This is a genomic window from Devosia litorisediminis (genome assembly GCF_018334155.1).
GTDB classification, from domain to species: domain Bacteria; phylum Pseudomonadota; class Alphaproteobacteria; order Rhizobiales; family Devosiaceae; genus Devosia; species Devosia litorisediminis.
Window position 1 is genome coordinate 2444871 of record NZ_JAGXTP010000001.1, and the last position, 18896, is coordinate 2463766.

The following is an 18896-nucleotide window of genomic DNA, read 5'->3' on the forward strand; positions in this document are numbered from 1 at the left end:
TCTCGGACCCCACTACTATGTTGCGCGCGACTTAAAAGGGCGTCCCGAAAACAACGGGGCACGGCCGACCGAGGAGTGAGCGGATGGCAAAACCGCAAGACACCAAAGGTCAGTCCGACAGCGCCCAAGGGGTGACGCACGATCTTGCATCGCGCATTGCCCTGGCCAAGCGGGATCGCGCCGTCGAGGACAACAGAGCCTCGGCTGAAGCATCCCCGGAGATGAGCGGTATGGCGCGCGGCATGCGCATCGGTACCGAGTTCATCGCCGCGATCCTGGTGGGTGCCGTATTCGGCTACCTCATCGATCTTGGCCTGGGGACCAGCCCCTGGGGTTTGCTCATCATGTTGTTGGTGGGCTTCGCCGCTGGAATACTCAATGTCACCCGCGTGGTGGCGCAAATGAATGCCGCATCGCCTGCCCCGGCTGGGTCCGATATGGGACCTGACGAGACAGACGAAGATGATAACGATGACGCTTAGAGGGCTCTATCTTGGCCGGTACTGATCCGATCCACCAATTCGTCATCGAGGACATGTTCCCGCTGTTTACCGTTGGCGGTGACGGCACCGAGGGTTCTGGCCTCAATTTCGCTTTCACCAATTCGGCGCTGTTCATGGTCGCAACCGTTGCGATCATCGCTCTGTATCTGATCCTGTCGACCGGATCGAAGAGTGTGGTGCCAAATCGGGCGCAGCTTCTCAGCGAGCTGGTCTATGGCTTCGTGGCCAATATGGTGCGAAGCGCCGCCGGCACCGCCGGCATGACCTTCTTCCCGCTGGTGTTCAGCCTGTTCACTTTCATCTTCGTGGCCAACATGCTCGGCATGGTGCCGTATTTCTTCACTGTGACCAGCCACATCATCGTCACCTTCGCGCTGTCGATGCTGGTGTTCCTGACCGTGGTGATCTACGGCTTCGCCAAGAACGGCCCGAAATTCCTCAAGCTGTTCGTGCCTTCAGGCGTGCCCGGCTACATTCTCCCCATCGTGGCGCCAATCGAGTTCATCTCGTTCATGAGCCGCCCGATCTCGCTTTCCGTGCGTCTGTTCGGCAATATCCTTGCCGGTCACATCACGCTCAAAGTCTTCACCGGTTTCATCGTCACCATGAGTAGCCTGGGTTTCCTGGGTATTCTGGGGTCGGCGCTGCCGCTGATCATGGCCGTTGCGCTCACCGGCCTTGAGTTTCTCGTCGGTGCTGTTCAGGCTTACGTTTTCGCTGTCCTGACCTGCATGTATCTCAACGACGCGATCCACCCATCTCACTAACTACCAGTCACGGCGGGCTGTTCCGCCAGAACCCCCGCTTAAAAGTCGCTTGAAAGGACTATTATAATGGAAGCTGAAGCCGCAAAGTACATCGGTGCCGGTATTGCTTGTTTCGGTATGGCTGGCGCCGCCATCGGCGTTGCCAACATCTTCGGCAACTTCCTGTCGGGCGCCCTGCGCAACCCGTCGGCTGCTCCGAGCCAGTTCTCGAACCTGATCTTCGGCTTCGCCGTGACCGAAGCTCTGGGCATCTTCTCGTTCCTGGTTGCCCTGATCCTGCTGTTCGTCGTCTAAGACGCTACGCTGCGATCACGATCTTCCGCAGCCGGGCTCGGTCCGGCTGCGCGCTATTCTCCGGCGTGATGCCGGCTGACCGGATTTAACGGGACCTCACCTGATGGTAACGCAAGCTTACGCCGAAGAAGCGGCTGTACCGGCCGAAGGGCAAGTCGACGCGCATGGCGCCACCGATGCAACCCACGCCGACCCCACCGCTGATACTCATGCCACGACCGAAGCCCATGGTGGCGAGCATGATTCGGGCGTGTTCCCGCCCTTTGACCCAGCAACATTCCCATCGCAGCTGCTCTGGCTCGCCATTACCTTTGGTGCGCTCTACCTGCTGATGAGCAAGATTGCCCTGCCCCGCATTGGCGGCATTCTGGAGAACCGCAAGGCGATCATGGATGCCGATCTGGCAGCCGCCGACGCCTCGCGTCAGAAGACCGATGCAGCGATTGCCGCTTATGAAGCCGCTCTTGCTGCGGCCAAGGCCAAGGCTCAGGGCATTGCCAATGAGAGCCGCGAGGCAATCCAGGCTGATCTGGCTGCCAAGCGTGGCGCTGTCGAAGCTGATTTGACCTCCAAGGTCGCGGCCGCTGAGACCCGCATCGCAGCCACCAAGGCTGAGGCGCTGACTCACGTCGATGAAATCGCCACCGAAACTGCCCAGACCGTCGTGACCCAGCTGGTCGGCGATGTGTCGGCTGACAGCGTTCGCGCTGCGGTCGCCAAGGCCAAGGAGTAAGCGAGATGGAATTCGACAATAGCTTCTACGCTCTTGTAGCGCTGGTCATCTTCCTGGGTCTGGCGATGTATTTCGGCATTCCCAAGATCATCGGCGCCATGCTGGACAAGCAGATCCAGAAGATCGCCGACGATCTGGCCGAAGCTAAGAAGCTGCGCGAAGAAGCCGCTGCCCTGCTCGTTGAATATGAGCAGAAGCGTGTGGCTGCAGAAGGCGAAGCCGAAGGCATCATCGCCGCTGCCAAGGAAGAGGCGACCCGCCTCACCGCCGAGGCACAGGCATCGCTGGCTGATCTGGTCGCCCGTCGCACCAAGTCGGTGGAAGACAAGATCGCTCAGGCGGAAGCTCAGGCTGTCGCTGAAGTGCGTGCGCGCTCGGCCGACGTCGCCATCGAGGCAGCCCGTCTGGTGCTGACCGACGAGATGAACCGCAAGGGCGGTGAAGTCGTCGACAAGGCCATCGCCGATGTGGGCAATCGCCTGAACTAGGGTTTGGCGCGTTCAAGATTCGAAGGCGGGCAGCAATGCCCGCCTTTTTTGTTTGGCTGGGCCCCTTGGTGCCTCCCCTGACAGTGCAGGTTGGCAGGCAGGCAGCACAAATCACTGTACCCATGCACCGGGCGCGATTGACGCCCCGCGGAATCTCAACCATGGTGAAATCACTGCGGGAGAGACTGGTTTTTCTCCAGCGCCGAAGGAGCAACCGCCCCGGAAACTCTCAGGCCAAAGGACCGCAGGACGCTACAACTCTGGAAAGCGGATCGGCATATTGCCGGGTCCCACCGAAGGAGCAACCGGCGCTCAGCCGGGAAATCTCTCAGGTGATCAGGACAGAGGGGGCACGGAACTCGCCGCAAGGTGAGTGCAATCGTGTCACCGAGTTCATATCCGGAAAGAGTTGATGGCCCAAACCACAGCCCAAGACCTCAAGACCACCCCATTGTTCGAGCGTCACAATGATGCTGGCGGCCGCATGGTCGAGTTCGGGGGCTACAGCCTTCCCGTACAATACCCCGCCGGCATCATGGCCGAGCACAAATGGACCCGCGAAGCCGCCGGCCTGTTTGATGTTTCCCATATGGGTCCCAGCTTTTTGCGCCTGAGCAGTCCCAGCGGCGACGCCGAGGCCGATCATGCCGCGATTGCCGCCATAATCGAACCGCTGATCTGTGGCGACATTGCCGGGCTCAAGCCCGGCCAGATCCGCTACACCCTGCTGCTCAATGAAACCGGCGGCGCCATTGACGATCTGATGGTAGCCCGCTCTGCCACCACGGCGGGCGAGCTTTATATTGTGGTCAATGCCGGCACCAAGGAGGGCGATTTCGCCCGTATCGCAGCCGCTGCCGGGGACCGCGCCGAACTGGTGCGCGCCGATGACGGTGCGCTGATGGCGCTGCAGGGCCCGCAGGCTGTTGCAGTTGCGGCAGTCTTGCTGCCCGGCGTGGCTGAACTGGGCTTCATGCAATACACCCCCATCGAGTGGCAGGGCGCCATCCTGATGGTCGCGCGCGCTGGCTATACCGGCGAAGACGGCGTTGAAATTCTGTGTCCAGCCGACAAGGCACACGCGCTGTGGGACACGCTTCTGGCCGATGAACGCGTCAGGCCAGTTGGCCTTGGCGCCCGCGACAGCCTGCGTCTGGAAGCCGGTCTGCCGCTCTATGGCCACGACCTGAACGAAACCGTTTCTCCGGTTGAAGCCGGTCTTGGTTTTGCCATTTCCAAGCGTCGCCGCGAGGCCGCTGATTTTCCCGGCGCCAAGCGCATCCTGGCTGAACGCGAAAACGGTCCGACCCGCATCCGTGTCGGCCTGATCGTGGCCGGCGCCCCGGCCCGCGAAGGCGCCGAAATTCTCGACGCATCCGGCACGGCGATTGGCGTGGTCACCAGCGGCGGTTTCGCGCCCTCGCTGGGCAAGGCCATCGCTCTGGGATTTGTGCCGCCCAGCCACGCCGAGATCGGCAACACGCTGCAGGTCAGCGTGCGCGGCCGTGCCCAATCTGCCGAAGTGGTGGCGACGCCCTTCGTGCCTCATCGTTATTTCCGCAAGCCCAAAGCCAGTTGAGGGATCGCTCATGACCACCAAGTTCACCCCTGATCACGAATATATCCGCGTCGAGGGCGCTACCGGCGTTGTGGGGATCACCCCCTACGCTCAGGAAGCGCTGGGCGATATCGTCTTTGTAGAGCTGCCCAGCGTCGGCAAGGTGCTCAAGAAGGGCGACGAAGCTGCTGTTGTTGAATCTGTCAAAGCCGCATCGGAAATCTATGCTCCGGTCGCGGGCACCGTCACCGAAGTCAACGAAGCGCTGTCGGGCGAACCCGGCCTGATCAACACCGATCCCGAAGCGGGCGGCTGGATCTACAAGATCGCCATCGCCGATGCCGGCGAGCTCGACGCCCTGCTTGATGATGCGGCCTATGCCGATTTGACGAAGTAACGGACACTCATGCGCTACCTCCCCCATTCCGAAGCCGAACGCACCGAGATGCTTGGCGTCATCGGTGCAGCCAATGTCGATGCTCTGTTCAGCGCCGTCCCCGAGGGCGCGCTCAAGAGCTTTGATCTCGGCCTGCCAGCCCACAGCCCAGAATTTCTGGTCGAAGCCCATATGCGGGCTCTGGCCGGCCAGAACCATGCCGGGTCCGATGGTCCGTTCTTTGTTGGTGCCGGCGCCTATCGCCACCATGTGCCAGCCACGGTCGATCATCTGATCCAGCGTTCGGAATGGCTGACCGCCTACACGCCCTATCAGCCGGAGATCTCGCAGGGCACCCTGCAGATGCTGTTTGAATTCCAGACCCAGGTGGCCAAGCTCACCGGCATGGATGTGGCGAACGCATCGCTTTATGACGGCTCCACCGGCACCGCTGAGGCCGTGCTGATGGCCCGCCGCCTGACCAAGCGCAACAAGATCGTGCTCTCGGGCGGTCTGCACCCGCATTATCGCGACGTCGTCCGCGCCTATCTCAAGGACGATGCCGATCTTGAATGCCTGTCGGCATCGCCTGAAGGTCAGGGCGACATTCTCGATCATATCGATGAGCAGACCGCGGCCATTGTCGTGCAGACGCCCGATTTTTATGGCCATCTGCGCAATATCAAGACCGCTGCCGATGCGGCACACGCCAAGGGCGCGCTGCTGATCGTGGTGATCACCGAGATTGTCTCGCTGGGCCTGCTTGAAGCTCCCGGCGCGCTGGGTGCCGATATCGTGGTGGCCGAAGGCCAGTCGATCGGCAATGCGCTGAACTTTGGCGGCCCCTATCTGGGCCTGATGGCAACCCGCAAGGAGTTCATCCGCCAGATGCCCGGTCGTGTCTGTGGCGAAACCGTGGATGCCGAGGGACAGCGCGGCTTTGTGCTGACCCTGTCCACCCGCGAGCAGCATATCCGCCGCGAAAAGGCGACGAGCAATATCTGCACCAATTCGGGTCTGTGCGCACTTGCCTTCTCGATCCACATGGCGCTGCTGGGTGAAGCTGGATATGTCCGGCTTGCCCGCCTCAACCACGCCAATGCCTGCAAGCTGGCCGATGCGCTGGAAACCGTTCCCGGTGTCGAGGTTCTCAACAGCACCTTCTTCAATGAAATGACCATCCGTACCAGCCAGCCCGCTGCCGCGCTCATCGAGCGTCTGGCCAAGCGCGGCATTCTGGCCGGCGTGCCGGTCAGCCGCCTTGAGCCATCAGCTGTTGGTGTCGAAAAGCTGATCGTGCTGGCGGCGACCGAGCTGACCACTGATGGTGATATCGCCGCCCTGTGCAGCGCCCTGACGGAGGAACTGGCATGAGCATGAACAATCAGGGTCGCCCAACCGGTACGGGCACTTCGGGCTTTGCCTCCACATCGGGCTCATCCATGTTGCCCAATGAACCGCTGCTGTTCGAGATCGGCGATACCGAACACTCCGGCGTCGACCTGCCCGACGCCAAGATCAGCAATGCCCGCCTGGGCGGTTTTGAGCGCAAGCTTCCCCTTGATCTGGCTGGCCTCACCGAGCCCGAGGCAATGCGGCACTATGTCCGTCTCAGCCGCCTCAACCACTCGATCGATAGCGGCATGTATCCGCTGGGTTCGTGCACGATGAAGCACAATCCGCGCCTCAACGAAAAGATGGCCCGCCTCCCCGGCTTTGCCGATATTCATCCGCTGCAGCCGGTCTCGACCGTGCAGGGCGCGCTCGAACTGATGAACGAACTCAGCCACTGGCTGATGACGTTGACCAACACAGCTGCCGTCGCGCTGAGCCCCAAGGCCGGCGCCCATGGCGAATTGCTGGGCATGATGGCGATCAAGGCCGCGCAGGAAGCGGCCGGTCAGGGTCATCGCAAGATCGTGCTGGTGCCCGAAAGCGCCCACGGCACCAACCCGGCAACTGCAGCTTTTCTGGGCTATTCGGTCAAGGCTATCCCGGCCCGCACCGATGGCACGGTGGACGTGCAGGCGGTCAAGGATGCCCTTTCACCCGAAGTGGCGGCAATCATGCTGACCAACCCCAATACCTGCGGCCTGTTCGAGCCTCAGGTGATCGAGATTGCCAAGGCGATCCACGATGCGGGAGCGTTCTTCTACTGCGATGGTGCCAATTTCAACGCCATTATGGGTGTGGTGCGGCCGGGCGATCTGGGTATCGACGCCATGCACATCAATCTGCACAAGACCTTCTCGACGCCGCATGGCGGCGGCGGCCCAGGTGCGGGTCCAGTGGTGCTGTCGGCGGCGCTGGCTCCCTTTGCGCCGGTGCCCTTCGTGCGCAAGGGCGATAAGGGCCTGGAGCTGGTCGAACACACCCAGACCGGCGCTCTGGGCCGCATCACCGCCTTCCAGGGCCAGATGGGCATGTATGTCCGCGCCCTGACCTATATGCTCAGCCATGGCGGCGACGGGCTGGCTCAGGCGGCAGAAGACGCAGTGCTCAACGCCAATTACATCAAGGCTCGCCTTGAGCATGTGTTCTCGGTGCCATTCACCGATTACCCGACCATGCACGAGGCGCTGTTCGACGATAGCTTTCTGGATGGCACGGGCGTTACCACGCTCGATTTCGCCAAGGCGCTGATCGACGAGGGTTTCCACCCCATGACCATGTACTTCCCGCTGGTGGTGCATGGTGCGATGCTGATCGAGCCGACCGAAAGCGAATCCAAGCAGACGCTGGACCGCTTCTGTGACGTGATGGAAGAACTCGCGCTCGATGCCAAGGCCGGCAATTCCGAGCGTTTCACCGCAGCTCCGCTCAATGCCCCGCGCCGGCGCCTTGATGAAACCCGCGCTGCGCGCTCACCCATTCTGAAATGGGAACGGCCAGACGATCTGCCCCAGGCAGCCGAATAAGACAAAGGGCCCGTGGATCACTCCACGGGCCCTTTTGCATTCGAACTGGATTGTCGCAATCAGTTGCGAGTGTCGAAGCCGACCCAGATGGTGATGTCCTCGCCGCCCAGATAGGGGATGGCGACATTCTCGATCACCTTGACGAATTCGGCGGACCGGGCGGTCGCATCGATCGGCACGGCAATGGTATATTTTTCCGAGAAGATGGCCTGCCCGTCGCGCTCGACGGCAAAGCGGATCGGAGCATTGACCGTTGTCTGCTTGCCCTGAGGGCCCAGCAGCACGCGGCCGGTAACACCCATATTGACGTTGATCAGGCCGTTCGACACCACGCAATTGCGCGTGCTCTCGTCGATCACGCCCTGATATTGCAGCGCGCGGGCGTCGCCCGTCTTGCCGCTACCATAGTAGAACATGGCTTCGCTGCCGGGGCGCACGCGGATCGGCGGGCACTGGCTGGCGATGGCTGGCAGGGCACTGCTCTGGGCCTGGGCGACCGCTGCAGGCGTCGCTGTGGCGTTTTGCAGGGTCTGTGTCTGGGTGGCGCTGCCGCCGCCAAACATGCTGCCCATCGAGCAGCCAGCCAGCAAGACTGCGGCGGAGGCGGCTGCGGACAGGCGCAGAGCCAGGGGCGTGAATGTGGTCATCAGCAAATCTCCTGGCGCGATATTAGCTGTTGGCGGCTTCAAGGGCCATCAGAATAGCAGGGGCACCGCTGGCACCGACGCCTGGGCCATCTTCCACGAAGATATCCTGCACGACGCCGTCCCGGATCAGCATTGCTGAGCGTGCCAGGCGTGGGCCCATGCCGGCGGCCGTCAGGTCCAGTTCAAGACCAAAGGCCTTGGCCAGTGCACCATTGCCGTCAGCGATGAAATCGATCTGGCCCAGAGCGCCGGTGTTTTCCGCCCAGGCTTTCATGACGTGATGATCATTGACCGCTGCGCAGATAATGCGCTCGACGCCTGCCGCCTTGAGCTTGGGCTGGTTGGCCAGAAAGCCGGGCAGATGATTGACGTGGCACGTCGGGGTGAAGGCGCCGGGCACGGTGAACAGAACCGTCACCCCCTGCCCCATCACTGCGTCGGTGGTGGTGTCGGAGATGCCGTCGGCATTGACGAGTTTGGTCGGCACGGACGGTAGCTTGCTGCCGCGTTCAATCATATTCGGTAGACCTTATGACTATGGCTGCCAGCAGCAGCGCTTCACCACGCTCAATTGCTTCCGGAATAAGGGGCTTTGCCGGCCCAGACAAGGCCTTGGAGGGGTTTCCCCGTGCCGTGTCTAGTCTGCCAGTTCGACAGCGACCGAGCGCTCGATCTCGAAGGCGCCCATGTCGGTCATAAACGTCAGTTCGACGCGCTGATCACCCAGATCAGTATGATCGGCCTCCCCTAAAACCGGGATCAGCACTAGGTTCGGTTCCGGGCTTTTTTGCGGCGCGCCAAACAGCGGTTCACCGCTGGCCGTAGCGGCAATCAACGAGCCGGGATCAAGCGCAGGATCGCTGATCGGAATTTCAAGCATATTGGTGCGCGCGTCGAACACCACGTCACCGATGGGCTGGGCGTAGTCGTCCCAATCGATGGGCGACATGGCCAGCGCCTGCCGCAACCGCAGACCGTTAGCGCGATCGGGGCTGCCATCATCAAGCGCCAAGGAGAACTGCGCCTGAGCCGGGACGCAAATATCGGAGCAGATCCCCAGAATGGCCGAGAGGTCCACCTGAGTGGCACCGGGTGCCAGCGCCACATCAATGGGCAGCACGGTGGGGCCGAAATAGACATAGTCCAGATAGCCACCGGTCATATCCAGCGTCGGATAAGGCCAGAGGATTTCGTGCCCAAGTACCCCGTCTGTCGCGCCGAAATCCAGTTCAGTCGGCAGTCCACTCTCGCCCGGCACACGCCAATAGGTCTTGGTGTCGGCAGGCATATCGATTTCGATGCCCATCAGGGTGTGGCCACTCGGCTTGATCTGGCCTGTGCTGATCAGCCGAATCTTGACCCCGGGGGCCACCTCCTGCCACGGCGTTTCGCCCGCAATGGCAGGCAGCACTAAAACGGACAATGCAAACGACAGGATAATTGGACGCATGGGATGGATTTAGCGCAGTCCTGTGTGAAGAAACAGCTAGGACGCCATCAGGCCTTCGTGAAGACCAGCAGGCTCATTCGTTCACCGGCAACTTGGCAGTGCCACAATGGACCCCTACAATGGGGTTATGAAATCTCTTGAAGGACAATTCCTCGTCGCCATGCCGGACATGGATGATGAACGCTTTGCAGAAAGCGTCATCCTGCTGGTCGGCCATGGCGAAGAGGGCGCAATGGGGCTGGTGGTCAACCACGAACTGGCCAATCTGCGCTTTGCTGACATTATCGACGAGCTTGATCTGGGTGAGGCGGATAATCTCATCAAGGTTCCCGACGCCATCCGCGATCGCGCCGTGATGCGCGGCGGTCCGGTCGAAAAGGGGCGCGGTTTCGTGCTGCACTCTTCGGACTATGAAAGCGGCAATACCTATCCTGTTGCAGGCGGGGTCAGCCTGACGGCCACGCTGGACGTTCTCAAGGCCATCGCCTTCGGCCCCAAGCCGACATCGTCGCTGTTCGCACTGGGCTGTTGCGGCTGGAGCCCTGGCCAGTTGGAAGACGAGTTGGCCAATAATGGCTGGCTCACCGTGCCCTTCTCACGCGCCCTGCTGTTCGAGACACCCGTAGAAGACCGCTATGAGGCTGCGCTGGCGAGCCTGAACGACAATATCAACCGGGCCACGCTGAGCCCGGATGCCGGTCACGCCTAGCGACCAAGCTGAGCGGCGAGCTTCTTGCCAAATTCGGGACCTGTCATTGCCGCGCCAAAGGCATAGCCCTGGGCATAGCGACAGTTCAGGGTCCGCAGGCGGTCCAGTTCCTCAGGCGTCTCGACGCCTTCGGCAATCACCATCAGATCAAGATCGCTGGCCAGGGTAACAACCGATTTGATGATCGGACCCTGGGTATGGGCGATGCCATTGCCTTCGCTGATCTTCACGAAGGGCTGCGGGATCTTGATGGTGTCAAACGGGAAGCGGTGCAGATAGCTCAGCGAGGAGTGCCCGGTGCCGAAATCATCGAGCGCCAGACCCAGTCCCAGATTGCGCAGCGCCTGCAGCATATAGGCGGAGTGCTCGGGATTGGTCATCACCTGGCTCTCGGTAATCTCGAGCTTGAGGTGATGGGCCAGTTCCTTGTCCTGGCTGACCAGACTGCGCATGTCATTGAGCAGCGTCTCGGTCGCCAGCTGGCTGGGCGACAGATTGACCGAGATGAAGAAATCCTCGGGGAGACCGAAGGCAATCATCCAGTCCTTGGCCTGGGCAGCAGCCTGTTCAAAGGCCAGGCGTCCCAGCTTTTCGATCTGCCCCGAGCGCTCGGCCAGTGGCACGAATTCATCGGGATTGACCACGCCACGGGTGGGGTGGGTCCAGCGCATCAGCGCTTCGGCACCAACCATCTGGTTGGTCTGAATGTCCATTACAGGCTGGAACTGCACATGCAGTTCGCCTTGTTTCATGCCGCGCTCGAGGTCTTCCTCGCTGGCACGGTTATAGGCGGCAATCGAGCGTGCTGAAGCGCGGTAGGCCTCGATGCGGTCGCCACCCAGTCGCTTGGCATAATACATGGCCAGTTCGGCATCGCGCAGCACATCGGCCGCCTCGGCCGGGTTGCTGTCATAGATCGTCACGCCAATCGAAGCTGTCAGCGTCAGGTCGCGATCACCGAAATTGAACGGGGCCTTGAGCGCCTTGCGGATTTGCTCGGCTGTCTCGGCAATCTTGCCCGCGGCCTGCTCGGACGCCAGGATCACCGCGAACTGGTCGCCGGTCACCCGTGCGACGGTGTCGAGCGGCCGCATGATGCGCGAGATGCGACGCGAAATGGCCAGCAGAACCGAGTCAGAGGCCGCGTGGCCAATGCGCTCTTCAAGCTCCATGAAACGGTCGATATCGATCAGGAAGACGGCCGGCTTGGTGCCGCCGGGAGTACGGGCACGCACCAGTGCACGCTCGAGACGATCCAGGAACAGCTGACGATTGGGCAAACCCGTCAGGCTGTCATGGACGGCGTCATGCAACAGACGCTCGCGCGAGGCGCGGTCCTCGGTGACATCCTGCAATGTGCCCACGATGCGGTTGACCTGACCATCACCGCCCAGCACCGGCTTCACCCGCATGCGGAAAGCCCGGTAATTGCCGTCATGGCCAGCAATGCGCATATCGGCGGAGACCTTGCCGCGGCGCAGTTCGACCAGTGTGTCGAACGCGGTGCGGAAGCGATCCCGATCATCGGGATGCACGCGATCGAGCCACAGCTTGATGGCGCCCCGCAACGAACCGCGCTTTTCGCCCAGACGCACTGCCAGTTCGTCGCTGACCGCCACGCGATCACGCTCGATATTCCAGTCGAAGACAAAATCGCCCGAGCCGGTCAGCGCCAGCGCACGGCGCTCGACTTCGGACAGCGTGCCAATGGTCACCTGACCTTCAGAGAAGGCATGCTGCACTGCCGTAAAGCCGAGCAGCATGACGATCAGCACCAGACCACCACCCACGGCAGGCTGGGCCACATCATTGGACACCTGACCGGACACCACGAGCCAGGAATAGAACAGCCAGGCAATCAGGATGATCCAGGTAGGCACCAGCAGCACGGCGCGGTCATAGCCGCGCAGCGCCAGCAGCAGGATCAGGAAGAAGCCCGACAGGCCGAGCAGGGCCAGCACCAGCCGGGAAATGGTCGAGGCGATGGCAGGCTCAAAGAAGGCAAAGCCGAACAACGCCAGAAACAGCGCGGCCAGTCCAAGCGCCAGATGCACAAAGCGCAGATGCCAGCGATGCAGGTTGAGATAGATGAACAGGAACCCGGCCAGCGTCGTGGCGATACCCGCCTCGGCTGCAGCCCGTAGCGGCGGCACACCCGAAGCCGACAGGCCCAGCAGGCGGCCCAGCACGCCAAAATCGATCAACAGATAGGTCAGCACAGCCCAGGCCACGGCTGCGGTGGCCGGGAACACGCCACGGCCCTTGACCACAAACATGATGGTCAGGAACACGGCGGCGAGCGAGGCAACGCCGAGCACCACGCCCCGGAACAGGGTGAAGGAGTTGACGTAGTCGCGATAGGCGTTTGGTTGCCAGATATAGAGTTCGGGCAGGTCCTCGCCCGTCAATTCGGCCACAAAGGTCACCGTCGCTCCCGGGTCGAGCGTGACCTCAAAGACGTCGGCCTCAGAATCACTGAGACGAACCGGCCGGATACCCGCACTCGGTGTCAGGGCGGTGATGCGATCGCTGCCCAGATCTGGCTGCAGGATCCCTGAACCGGGCAGCCGATAGAACGGCGCCACCAACAGGCGCTCGATCTGCTGATCGCTGTCATTGCGCAGGGCGAAGAGCGCGAATCCGGGGTCGGTGCCCTTTTCAGACGCCAGCACCTCAATGCGGCGGATAATGCCGTCAGCACCGGGCGCGGTGGACAATTGCACGCGACCGCCATCACCGGGCCGGATTTCCAGCACGTCAGACAAATTGACCGCGTTGACATCATCGGGGACCGAGATGACTTCGAGAGCTAGGGCGGGAGCGAGGGATGCCAGCGCGAACGCAAGACACATCGCGAGTGCATAAAAGTGACGCATCAAGGGCGACTATATCCTGCGGTAGGCTTCATTGTGGCATCGATCCGGACAAGCCACAGAAATCGGCTATGAGCGGAAACGGCATCCTCTTGAGGGGAGCGTCCTTTGGTAGCGGGGATTGACGCAAGCGACAAGGTTGCAGAACTGTGATGAAATAGCCACACACCTAGATGGCGCGGCTGACAAAGTGCGCCAATTCATAGCGCTCCTTGGTCAGTCCGAACATCACATGGTCTTCCCAGCGACCATTGATCTGCAAATATTTCTCGGCAAAACCCTCTTCGACGAAGCCATTTTTTTCCAGCACCCGGCGCGAGGGCGTATTGCCCGGCAAAAACGCGGCGTGAATGCGGTGCAGATCAAGCGTCTCAAACACGAAGGGCAGACAGGTGGCCACGGCTTCGGTCATCAATCCCTTGCCGGCATATTGCTGACCCATCCAATAGCCCAGATTGACGAACTGGGCCGCCCGGCGGCGGACATTGGACAGGGTAATGCCGCCAACCAGCCGCTCCTTATTGCCATCGGGCTGAAAAATGAACAGCGAATAGTCGGTCCCCTCCTCGGCCTCCTGGCGCGCGCGCTTGACGCGGGTAACAAAGATCCGGCGGGCCAGATCAGCCTCGGTCCAGCGCGGCTCGAAGGGTCGCAGGAATTCGCGGCTTTCGCGGCGCAGCGTGTACCATTGCTGATAGTCTGAAAGCTGCGGCAAGCGCAGCAGGGTGTTCTCACTGCGCAGCGTAATCAGGGATGTCGGCGAGGACCAGGGCCAGAGCACCGCTGTGGCTCCTAGCGCCGAAGATGATCGCCAATGGCCTGAACATCAGCCAGGTTTCCAATGGGGCCGATGCCGGCCACTGTCGGATTGCCCTGGGTGAAGATCTGCTCGGCAATATCCTGCACGCGCTGGGCGGTGATGGCGTTGATGCGATCAACCGTCTCCATCATCGGAATGGGACGCCCCCATAGGATTTGCTGGCGGGCCAGCTGGCCGGCACGGGCCGAGGGGCTTTCGAGCGACATCAGCAGACCGGCTCTGATCTGGTTGCGCACCCGGACAACTTCCTCTTCGGTGATGTTTTCGGTGGCGCGCTTGAGTTCGTCGAGCACAACCGGCACCAGATCGGCAACCTCGTCTTCGCCAGTGGCTGCAGCAACGCCAAAGACACCACTATCGGCGAAGGCCCAGTGGAAGGAATAGACCGAGTAGCACAGGCCGCGCTTCTCACGCACTTCCTGGAACAGGCGCGAGCTCATGCCGCCCCCCAGGATCGAGGCCAGCACCTGGGCTGCGTAGAAGCCATCGGCATTATAGGCCCGGCCCTCAAAGCCGACCACGATATGGGCTTGTTCATGATCGGAGACCAGCCGTTCCTGACCACCCTGATACTCAGCGCGCTGCGGCGCCGGTGCGCCATTGGGCTTGAGATCGGCAAAGCGCTCGCGCGCCACATCGACCAGCCCCTCATGGCTGACATTGCCCGCCGCAGCCAGCACCATATGGTCGCCCACATAGTTGCGGTTCATATATTTGCGGATGGTGTCGGGATTGAACTCGCGCACCGAATCCACTGTGCCCAGAATAGTCCGGCCAATAGGCTGGCTGGGGAAAGCGGCTTCCTGAAACAGGTCGAATACCTGATCGTCTGGATTGTCGCGCGCCGCGCCAATCTCCTGCACGATGACCTGCTTTTCGCGGGTCAATTCGTCTTCATCAAACAGCGAGTTCTGCAGGATATCGGCGAGAATATCAGCGCCGAGAACCACGTCTTCCTTGAGCACGCGGGCAAAATAGCCGGTGTGTTCGATGGAGGTGGCGGCGTTCAGGTCGCCGCCGACGTTTTCGATGGCCTCGGCAATCTCAAGCGCGGTGCGCGAGGTTGTTCCCTTGAACGCCATGTGTTCGAGCAGATGGGAGATACCATGCTCGGTCTTGCGCTCGGAGCGAGCACCCGCCTTGACCCAGACCCCCAGCGAGGCGCTTTCAAGATGCGACATGTGGTCGGTCAGGACCACCATGCCATTGTCCAGGGTCGTCGATTGTACGCTCACTAGAGATTCTCCTCAGGCCCAGCGATCGAGTGACCGCTGGTCCCTCTTGTCGCTAGGCAGCGCGCGTGCGCGCTGAGATGAAATCTTCGACCGCTTGCTGGTCGTTGGCAAGGACGCTGAGGCGTTCCTCACGATCATAGAGGTCAGCCAGCCAGGCTGGCAGCGCCGGATCGATGCCTGATGCATCCTTGACGGCTGCAGGGAATTTTGCCGGATGGGCTGTGGCCAGCGTGACCATCGGAATGGCGCCAAGGTTCTGCTGGGCCACATGCACACCCACGGCGGTGTGGGGATCAAGCAGATAGTCGGCGGCCTTGAGGGTGTTGGCGATGGTGGCCCTGGTGGTGGCCTCGTCGGTGGTCGCTGCGGCAAAGCCGCGACGGATCGCGCTGAGGGCATTTTCGGGCACGGCAAAGCCACCTGACTGCTTGAGACCGTCCATCATGCGCACCACGGCACCGGCATCGCGCCCCGCGCCTTCAAACAGCAGACGCTCGAAGTTCGAGGATATCTGGATGTCCATTGAGGGGCTGATAGTGGGCGCCACGCCGGCCATTTCATAGCGACCGGTTTCCATGGTGCGACGCAGGATGTCATTGGCATTGGTGGCAATGATCAGCTTGTCGATCGGCAGGCCCATGGCCTTGGCGCAATAGCCGGCAAAGATGTCGCCAAAATTACCCGTCGGTACGGTGAAACTGACGGGCCGGTGCGGCGAGCCGAGCGACACGGCCGCCGTGAAATAATAGACAATCTGGGCGACGATGCGGCCCCAATTGATCGAGTTGACGCCCGACAGACGCACCCGGTCCCGGAAATTGTGGTTGTTGAACATCGCCTTGACGATATTCTGGCAGTCATCAAACGTACCATCGAGCGCAATATTGTGGACATTGGCGTCCAGCACGGTGGTCATCTGCAGGCGCTGCACCGGCGAGGTGCGCCCCTGGGGATGCAGGATGAAGATATCGGTGGTGTCGCGGCCACGGAAAGCTTCGATGGCAGCCGAACCGGTATCACCTGAAGTCGCGCCGACAATGGTGGCCTTGAGCCCGCGCTCAGCCAGAATGTGGTCCATCACCCGGCTGAGAAACTGCATGGCGACGTCCTTGAACGCCAGGGTGGGGCCATGAAAGAGTTCGAGCACGAAGTGGCCCGGCGCCAGCTCGACCAGCGGCGCCACCGAGGGGTGCCGGAACACGCCGTACGAATCATCAATGATCTGCTTGAGCTTGGCTGGCGCGATCTCGTCGCCGACGAAGCGGCTGATCACGGCATAGGCGACATCCGCATAGGATTTGCCCGCAAAACTGGCGATTTCAGCGGTACTGAACTGGGGCCAGGACTGCGGCACATAGAGCCCGCCATCAGAAGCAAGGCCAGCGAGAACTGCGTCAGAGAAGCCGAGCACGGGTGCCTGACCGCGCGTTGAAACAAACTGCATTGGGGGGAAGCGCCCTTTTAGAATTGTTGCAACCTAGTGAAACCGCGGCTGAACCGCAAGTTCACCAACTCAGCTCTTGCGTGCCGCGCGCTGCCGCGCCAGCCAGAAGCCCAACATAACCACAGCCACAATGGCGAAGCCAAACCAGGTATAGGCGTAGCCGAGGTGGTTGTTGGGGAATTCGATGACCGTCTCCCCGCCCTGGGGCAGCTCATTGGGCGCACCGGCAGGCAGATCGACATAGTATGGGGCGAACGGCGCCAGCGCAGGATCGACCATCTCGGCCAGTCGAACCGGATCGCGCACCCACTCCACCCTGTTGGAGGTGTCTGGCGCAGGCGTCATGAAGCCGGCCGTTTCGCCCGGCCGCAGCAGGCCGGTGATGGTCACCTGCGTGATATCGCTTTCGCTGTCGCTAACAGCGGCTTCCTGCAAGGCTTCTGGCACAAAGCCGCGATTGACGAATACCGTGCCGCCCTCGGCCAGCACGAAGGGTGTGACTACCCAATAGCCGGGTCCCGAGGCGGCGCCGCGGGCATTGGCGAGGCTGGTGAACACCGTCACCGTCTGGTTGTAGCGAAAGGCACCGGTCAGCGAGACCGGCCGGAAATTGAGTTCCGCCAGATCAAGCCCGGGCCATTGGGCAGCATTTGGTGCAGCGATCGGCGCGGCGTCGAGACGTTCATCGACCGCAACGATCAGCGCTTCCTTTTCGGCCAGCCGCTGCAATTGCCAGGTTCCCAGCCAGGTGCACACCACGGCCAGTGCCAGCATCAGCACCACAAAGGTGCCCGTCATCAGCGGGCCGAGGCGGCGTTGGGGGCTCATTGGTGACCCTCATGGGCGTCGTGTCGGAACTGCAGGGCTACCAGAACACCCTTGAAGGGCGGCAGCAGCGCCAGCGACAGCACAATGGTGGTTGGTATCCACAGCATCAGATGGACATAGGGTGCGGGGTTGAACACCGCGCCCACGACCAGTGCCAGCAGGATCACGATTGGGGCTACCAGGAAGATCACGAAGATGGCCGGGCCATCGCCGCTATCGGCAAAGGAGAGATCAAGCCCACAGACCGTGCAGCTTGGCGCAACCTTGAGATAGCCCTTGAACAACTTGCCTTCCCCACAGCGCGGGCAGCGGCGAAGCAGACCGGCAGTTATCGGCGATGGCTGGGTCAAAGCAGGCCTCCAAACAATTCGGGGCGCAGCTTGCTGCTGCGCCCCGTACATTCCGTCAGATTTCGTCTAGTGGTTCAGGGCCACGCCCCAGCTGCCCCAGACATAGACCGAGGCAAACAGGAACAGCCAGACCACGTCCACGAAGTGCCAGTACCAGGCAGCAAATTCGAAGCCGAGGTGACGCTCGGGGGTGAACTCCCCACGCTCGGCACGGATCAGGCAGATGGCCAGGAAGATGGTACCAATCAGCACGTGGAAGCCGTGGAAGCCGGTGGCCATGAAGAAGGTTGCGCCATACATCGAACCGGCAAACGAGAAGCCAGCTTCGGAGTATTCCAGTGCCTGCACAAAGGAGAACAGCACGCCCAGTGCAACGGTCAGAACCAGACCCCAGCGCAGACCCTTGCGATCGCCTTCGAGCAGAGCATGGTGCGCCCAGGTCACGGTGGTGCCCGAGGTGAGCAGGATCAGCGTGTTGAACAGTGGCAGGTGGAACGGATCGAACAGCTCGATGCCCATGGGTGGCCAGACACCACCGGTTGCGGCAACGCGGGCGTACTGCTCGACGTCGTCGAGGCGGAAGAAGCCGTCAAAATAGGCCCAGAACCAGGCCACGAAGAACATCACTTCCGAGGCGATGAACAGCATCATGCCGTAGCGGTGATGCATCTGCACGACGGGGGTGTGATCGACGCCGTTATTGGCTTCTTTGACCACATCTGCCCACCAGGCATACATGGTATAGAGCACGCCAACCAGGCCAATGAAAAACACCCATGGGGTCCAGTTGTGCATCCAGAAGACGCCACCAATGGCAAGGATCAGTACGGAGACCGAGCCGACGAACGGCCACGGGCTCGGTTCGACCATGTGATAGTCGTGGTTCTTGGCAAGTCCAGCCAT

Annotated in this window: 20 protein-coding genes and 2 riboswitches; of the genes, 10 read left to right on the forward strand and 10 right to left on the reverse strand. The window is 61.5% G+C overall.

The features are described from left to right. Positions 1–83 precede the first annotated feature (83 nt). From KD146_RS11635 to gcvPB, 9 genes are all read left to right on the forward strand, one after another. Positions 84–482 (forward strand): AtpZ/AtpI family protein, encoded by a 399-nt coding sequence (locus tag KD146_RS11635; protein ID WP_212658830.1) that lies wholly within the window; start codon positions 84–86, stop codon positions 480–482. 11 nt (positions 483–493) lie between these two features. After that, positions 494–1270 (forward strand): F0F1 ATP synthase subunit A, encoded by a 777-nt coding sequence (locus KD146_RS11640; RefSeq protein ID WP_269368165.1) that lies wholly within the window; start codon positions 494–496, stop codon positions 1268–1270. Positions 1271–1336: 66 nt separating this feature from the next. Then, a complete protein-coding gene (locus KD146_RS11645) occupies positions 1337–1564 on the forward strand; it encodes a F0F1 ATP synthase subunit C (RefSeq protein ID WP_108462026.1) in 228 nt (75 codons plus the stop codon). A gap of 100 nt (positions 1565–1664) precedes the next feature. Continuing rightward, entirely contained in the window at positions 1665–2297 is a 633-nt protein-coding gene (locus tag KD146_RS11650) for a F0F1 ATP synthase subunit B (RefSeq protein ID WP_212659203.1), read from the forward strand. A gap of 5 nt (positions 2298–2302) precedes the next feature. Beyond that, on the forward strand, positions 2303–2785 hold the full coding sequence (locus KD146_RS11655) for a F0F1 ATP synthase subunit B family protein (protein ID WP_212658831.1): 483 nt from the start codon (positions 2303–2305) through the stop codon (positions 2783–2785). Between the two features lie 166 nt (positions 2786–2951). Continuing rightward, positions 2952–3040, forward strand: a riboswitch (glycine riboswitch). Further along, positions 3041–3140: riboswitch (glycine riboswitch) on the forward strand. A 57-nt stretch (positions 3141–3197) separates the two neighbouring features. After that, entirely contained in the window at positions 3198–4364 is a 1167-nt protein-coding gene (gene gcvT / locus KD146_RS11660) for a glycine cleavage system aminomethyltransferase GcvT (protein WP_212658832.1), read from the forward strand. A gap of 10 nt (positions 4365–4374) precedes the next feature. Further along, the gene (gene gcvH, locus KD146_RS11665; RefSeq protein WP_212658833.1) at positions 4375–4740 is read left to right on the forward strand and encodes a glycine cleavage system protein GcvH; all 366 of its coding nucleotides are present in this window, start codon (positions 4375–4377) and stop codon (positions 4738–4740) included. A gap of 9 nt (positions 4741–4749) precedes the next feature. Beyond that, positions 4750–6093 (forward strand): aminomethyl-transferring glycine dehydrogenase subunit GcvPA, encoded by a 1344-nt coding sequence (gene gcvPA, locus KD146_RS11670; protein WP_212658834.1) that lies wholly within the window; start codon positions 4750–4752, stop codon positions 6091–6093. After that, on the forward strand, positions 6090–7637 hold the full coding sequence (gene gcvPB, locus KD146_RS11675; RefSeq protein ID WP_212658835.1) for an aminomethyl-transferring glycine dehydrogenase subunit GcvPB: 1548 nt from the start codon (positions 6090–6092) through the stop codon (positions 7635–7637). Before gcvPA ends, gcvPB begins: the two co-directional genes overlap by 4 nt. A 59-nt stretch (positions 7638–7696) precedes the next feature. On the opposite strand, the gene KD146_RS11680 is transcribed toward gcvPB, so the two are convergent. From KD146_RS11680 to KD146_RS11690, 3 genes are all read right to left on the reverse strand, one after another. Further along, positions 7697–8284: a hypothetical protein gene (locus KD146_RS11680; protein ID WP_212658836.1), complete on the reverse strand. Its 588-nt coding sequence runs from the start codon at positions 8282–8284 to the stop codon at positions 7697–7699. Between the two features lie 22 nt (positions 8285–8306). Then, positions 8307–8801 carry a peroxiredoxin gene (locus KD146_RS11685; protein ID WP_212658837.1) on the reverse strand — a complete coding sequence of 165 codons (495 nt, stop codon included), beginning with the start codon at positions 8799–8801 and terminating at the stop codon, positions 8307–8309. A 120-nt stretch (positions 8802–8921) separates the two neighbouring features. After that, on the reverse strand, positions 8922–9734 hold the full coding sequence (locus KD146_RS11690; RefSeq protein ID WP_212658838.1) for a protein-disulfide reductase DsbD domain-containing protein: 813 nt from the start codon (positions 9732–9734) through the stop codon (positions 8922–8924). Between the two features lie 127 nt (positions 9735–9861). Here KD146_RS11690 and KD146_RS11695 point away from each other — a divergent pair, with 127 nt between their 5' ends. After that, the gene (locus KD146_RS11695) at positions 9862–10443 is read left to right on the forward strand and encodes a YqgE/AlgH family protein (RefSeq protein ID WP_212658839.1); all 582 of its coding nucleotides are present in this window, start codon (positions 9862–9864) and stop codon (positions 10441–10443) included. On the opposite strand, the gene KD146_RS11700 is transcribed toward KD146_RS11695, so the two are convergent. The 7 genes from KD146_RS11700 to KD146_RS11730 all read right to left on the reverse strand — a co-directional run bounded on the left by KD146_RS11700 (position 10440) and on the right by KD146_RS11730 (position 18896). Then, positions 10440–13319 (reverse strand): putative bifunctional diguanylate cyclase/phosphodiesterase, encoded by a 2880-nt coding sequence (locus KD146_RS11700; protein WP_212658840.1) that lies wholly within the window; start codon positions 13317–13319, stop codon positions 10440–10442. The two genes, KD146_RS11695 and KD146_RS11700, sit on opposite strands and share 4 nt — an antisense overlap. A gap of 166 nt (positions 13320–13485) precedes the next feature. Next, positions 13486–14097 carry a GNAT family N-acetyltransferase gene (locus KD146_RS11705; protein ID WP_212658841.1) on the reverse strand — a complete coding sequence of 204 codons (612 nt, stop codon included), beginning with the start codon at positions 14095–14097 and terminating at the stop codon, positions 13486–13488. A gap of 11 nt (positions 14098–14108) precedes the next feature. Then, complete coding sequence (locus tag KD146_RS11710; RefSeq protein WP_212658842.1) at positions 14109–15371, reverse strand: M16 family metallopeptidase; 1263 nt, start codon at positions 15369–15371, stop codon at positions 14109–14111. Positions 15372–15423: 52 nt separating this feature from the next. After that, complete coding sequence (gene thrC / locus KD146_RS11715) at positions 15424–16815, reverse strand: threonine synthase (protein WP_212658843.1); 1392 nt, start codon at positions 16813–16815, stop codon at positions 15424–15426. Between the two features lie 69 nt (positions 16816–16884). Then, complete coding sequence (locus tag KD146_RS11720) at positions 16885–17643, reverse strand: SURF1 family protein (RefSeq protein WP_212658844.1); 759 nt, start codon at positions 17641–17643, stop codon at positions 16885–16887. Then, positions 17640–17993, reverse strand: coding sequence for a DUF983 domain-containing protein (locus tag KD146_RS11725; protein ID WP_249327655.1), 354 nt, complete (start codon positions 17991–17993; stop codon positions 17640–17642). The genes KD146_RS11720 and KD146_RS11725 overlap by 4 nt, the downstream gene beginning before the upstream one ends. Positions 17994–18059: 66 nt before the next feature. Next, positions 18060–18896, reverse strand: a complete 837-nt coding sequence (locus KD146_RS11730) for a cytochrome c oxidase subunit 3 (protein WP_212658846.1) — start codon at positions 18894–18896, stop codon at positions 18060–18062.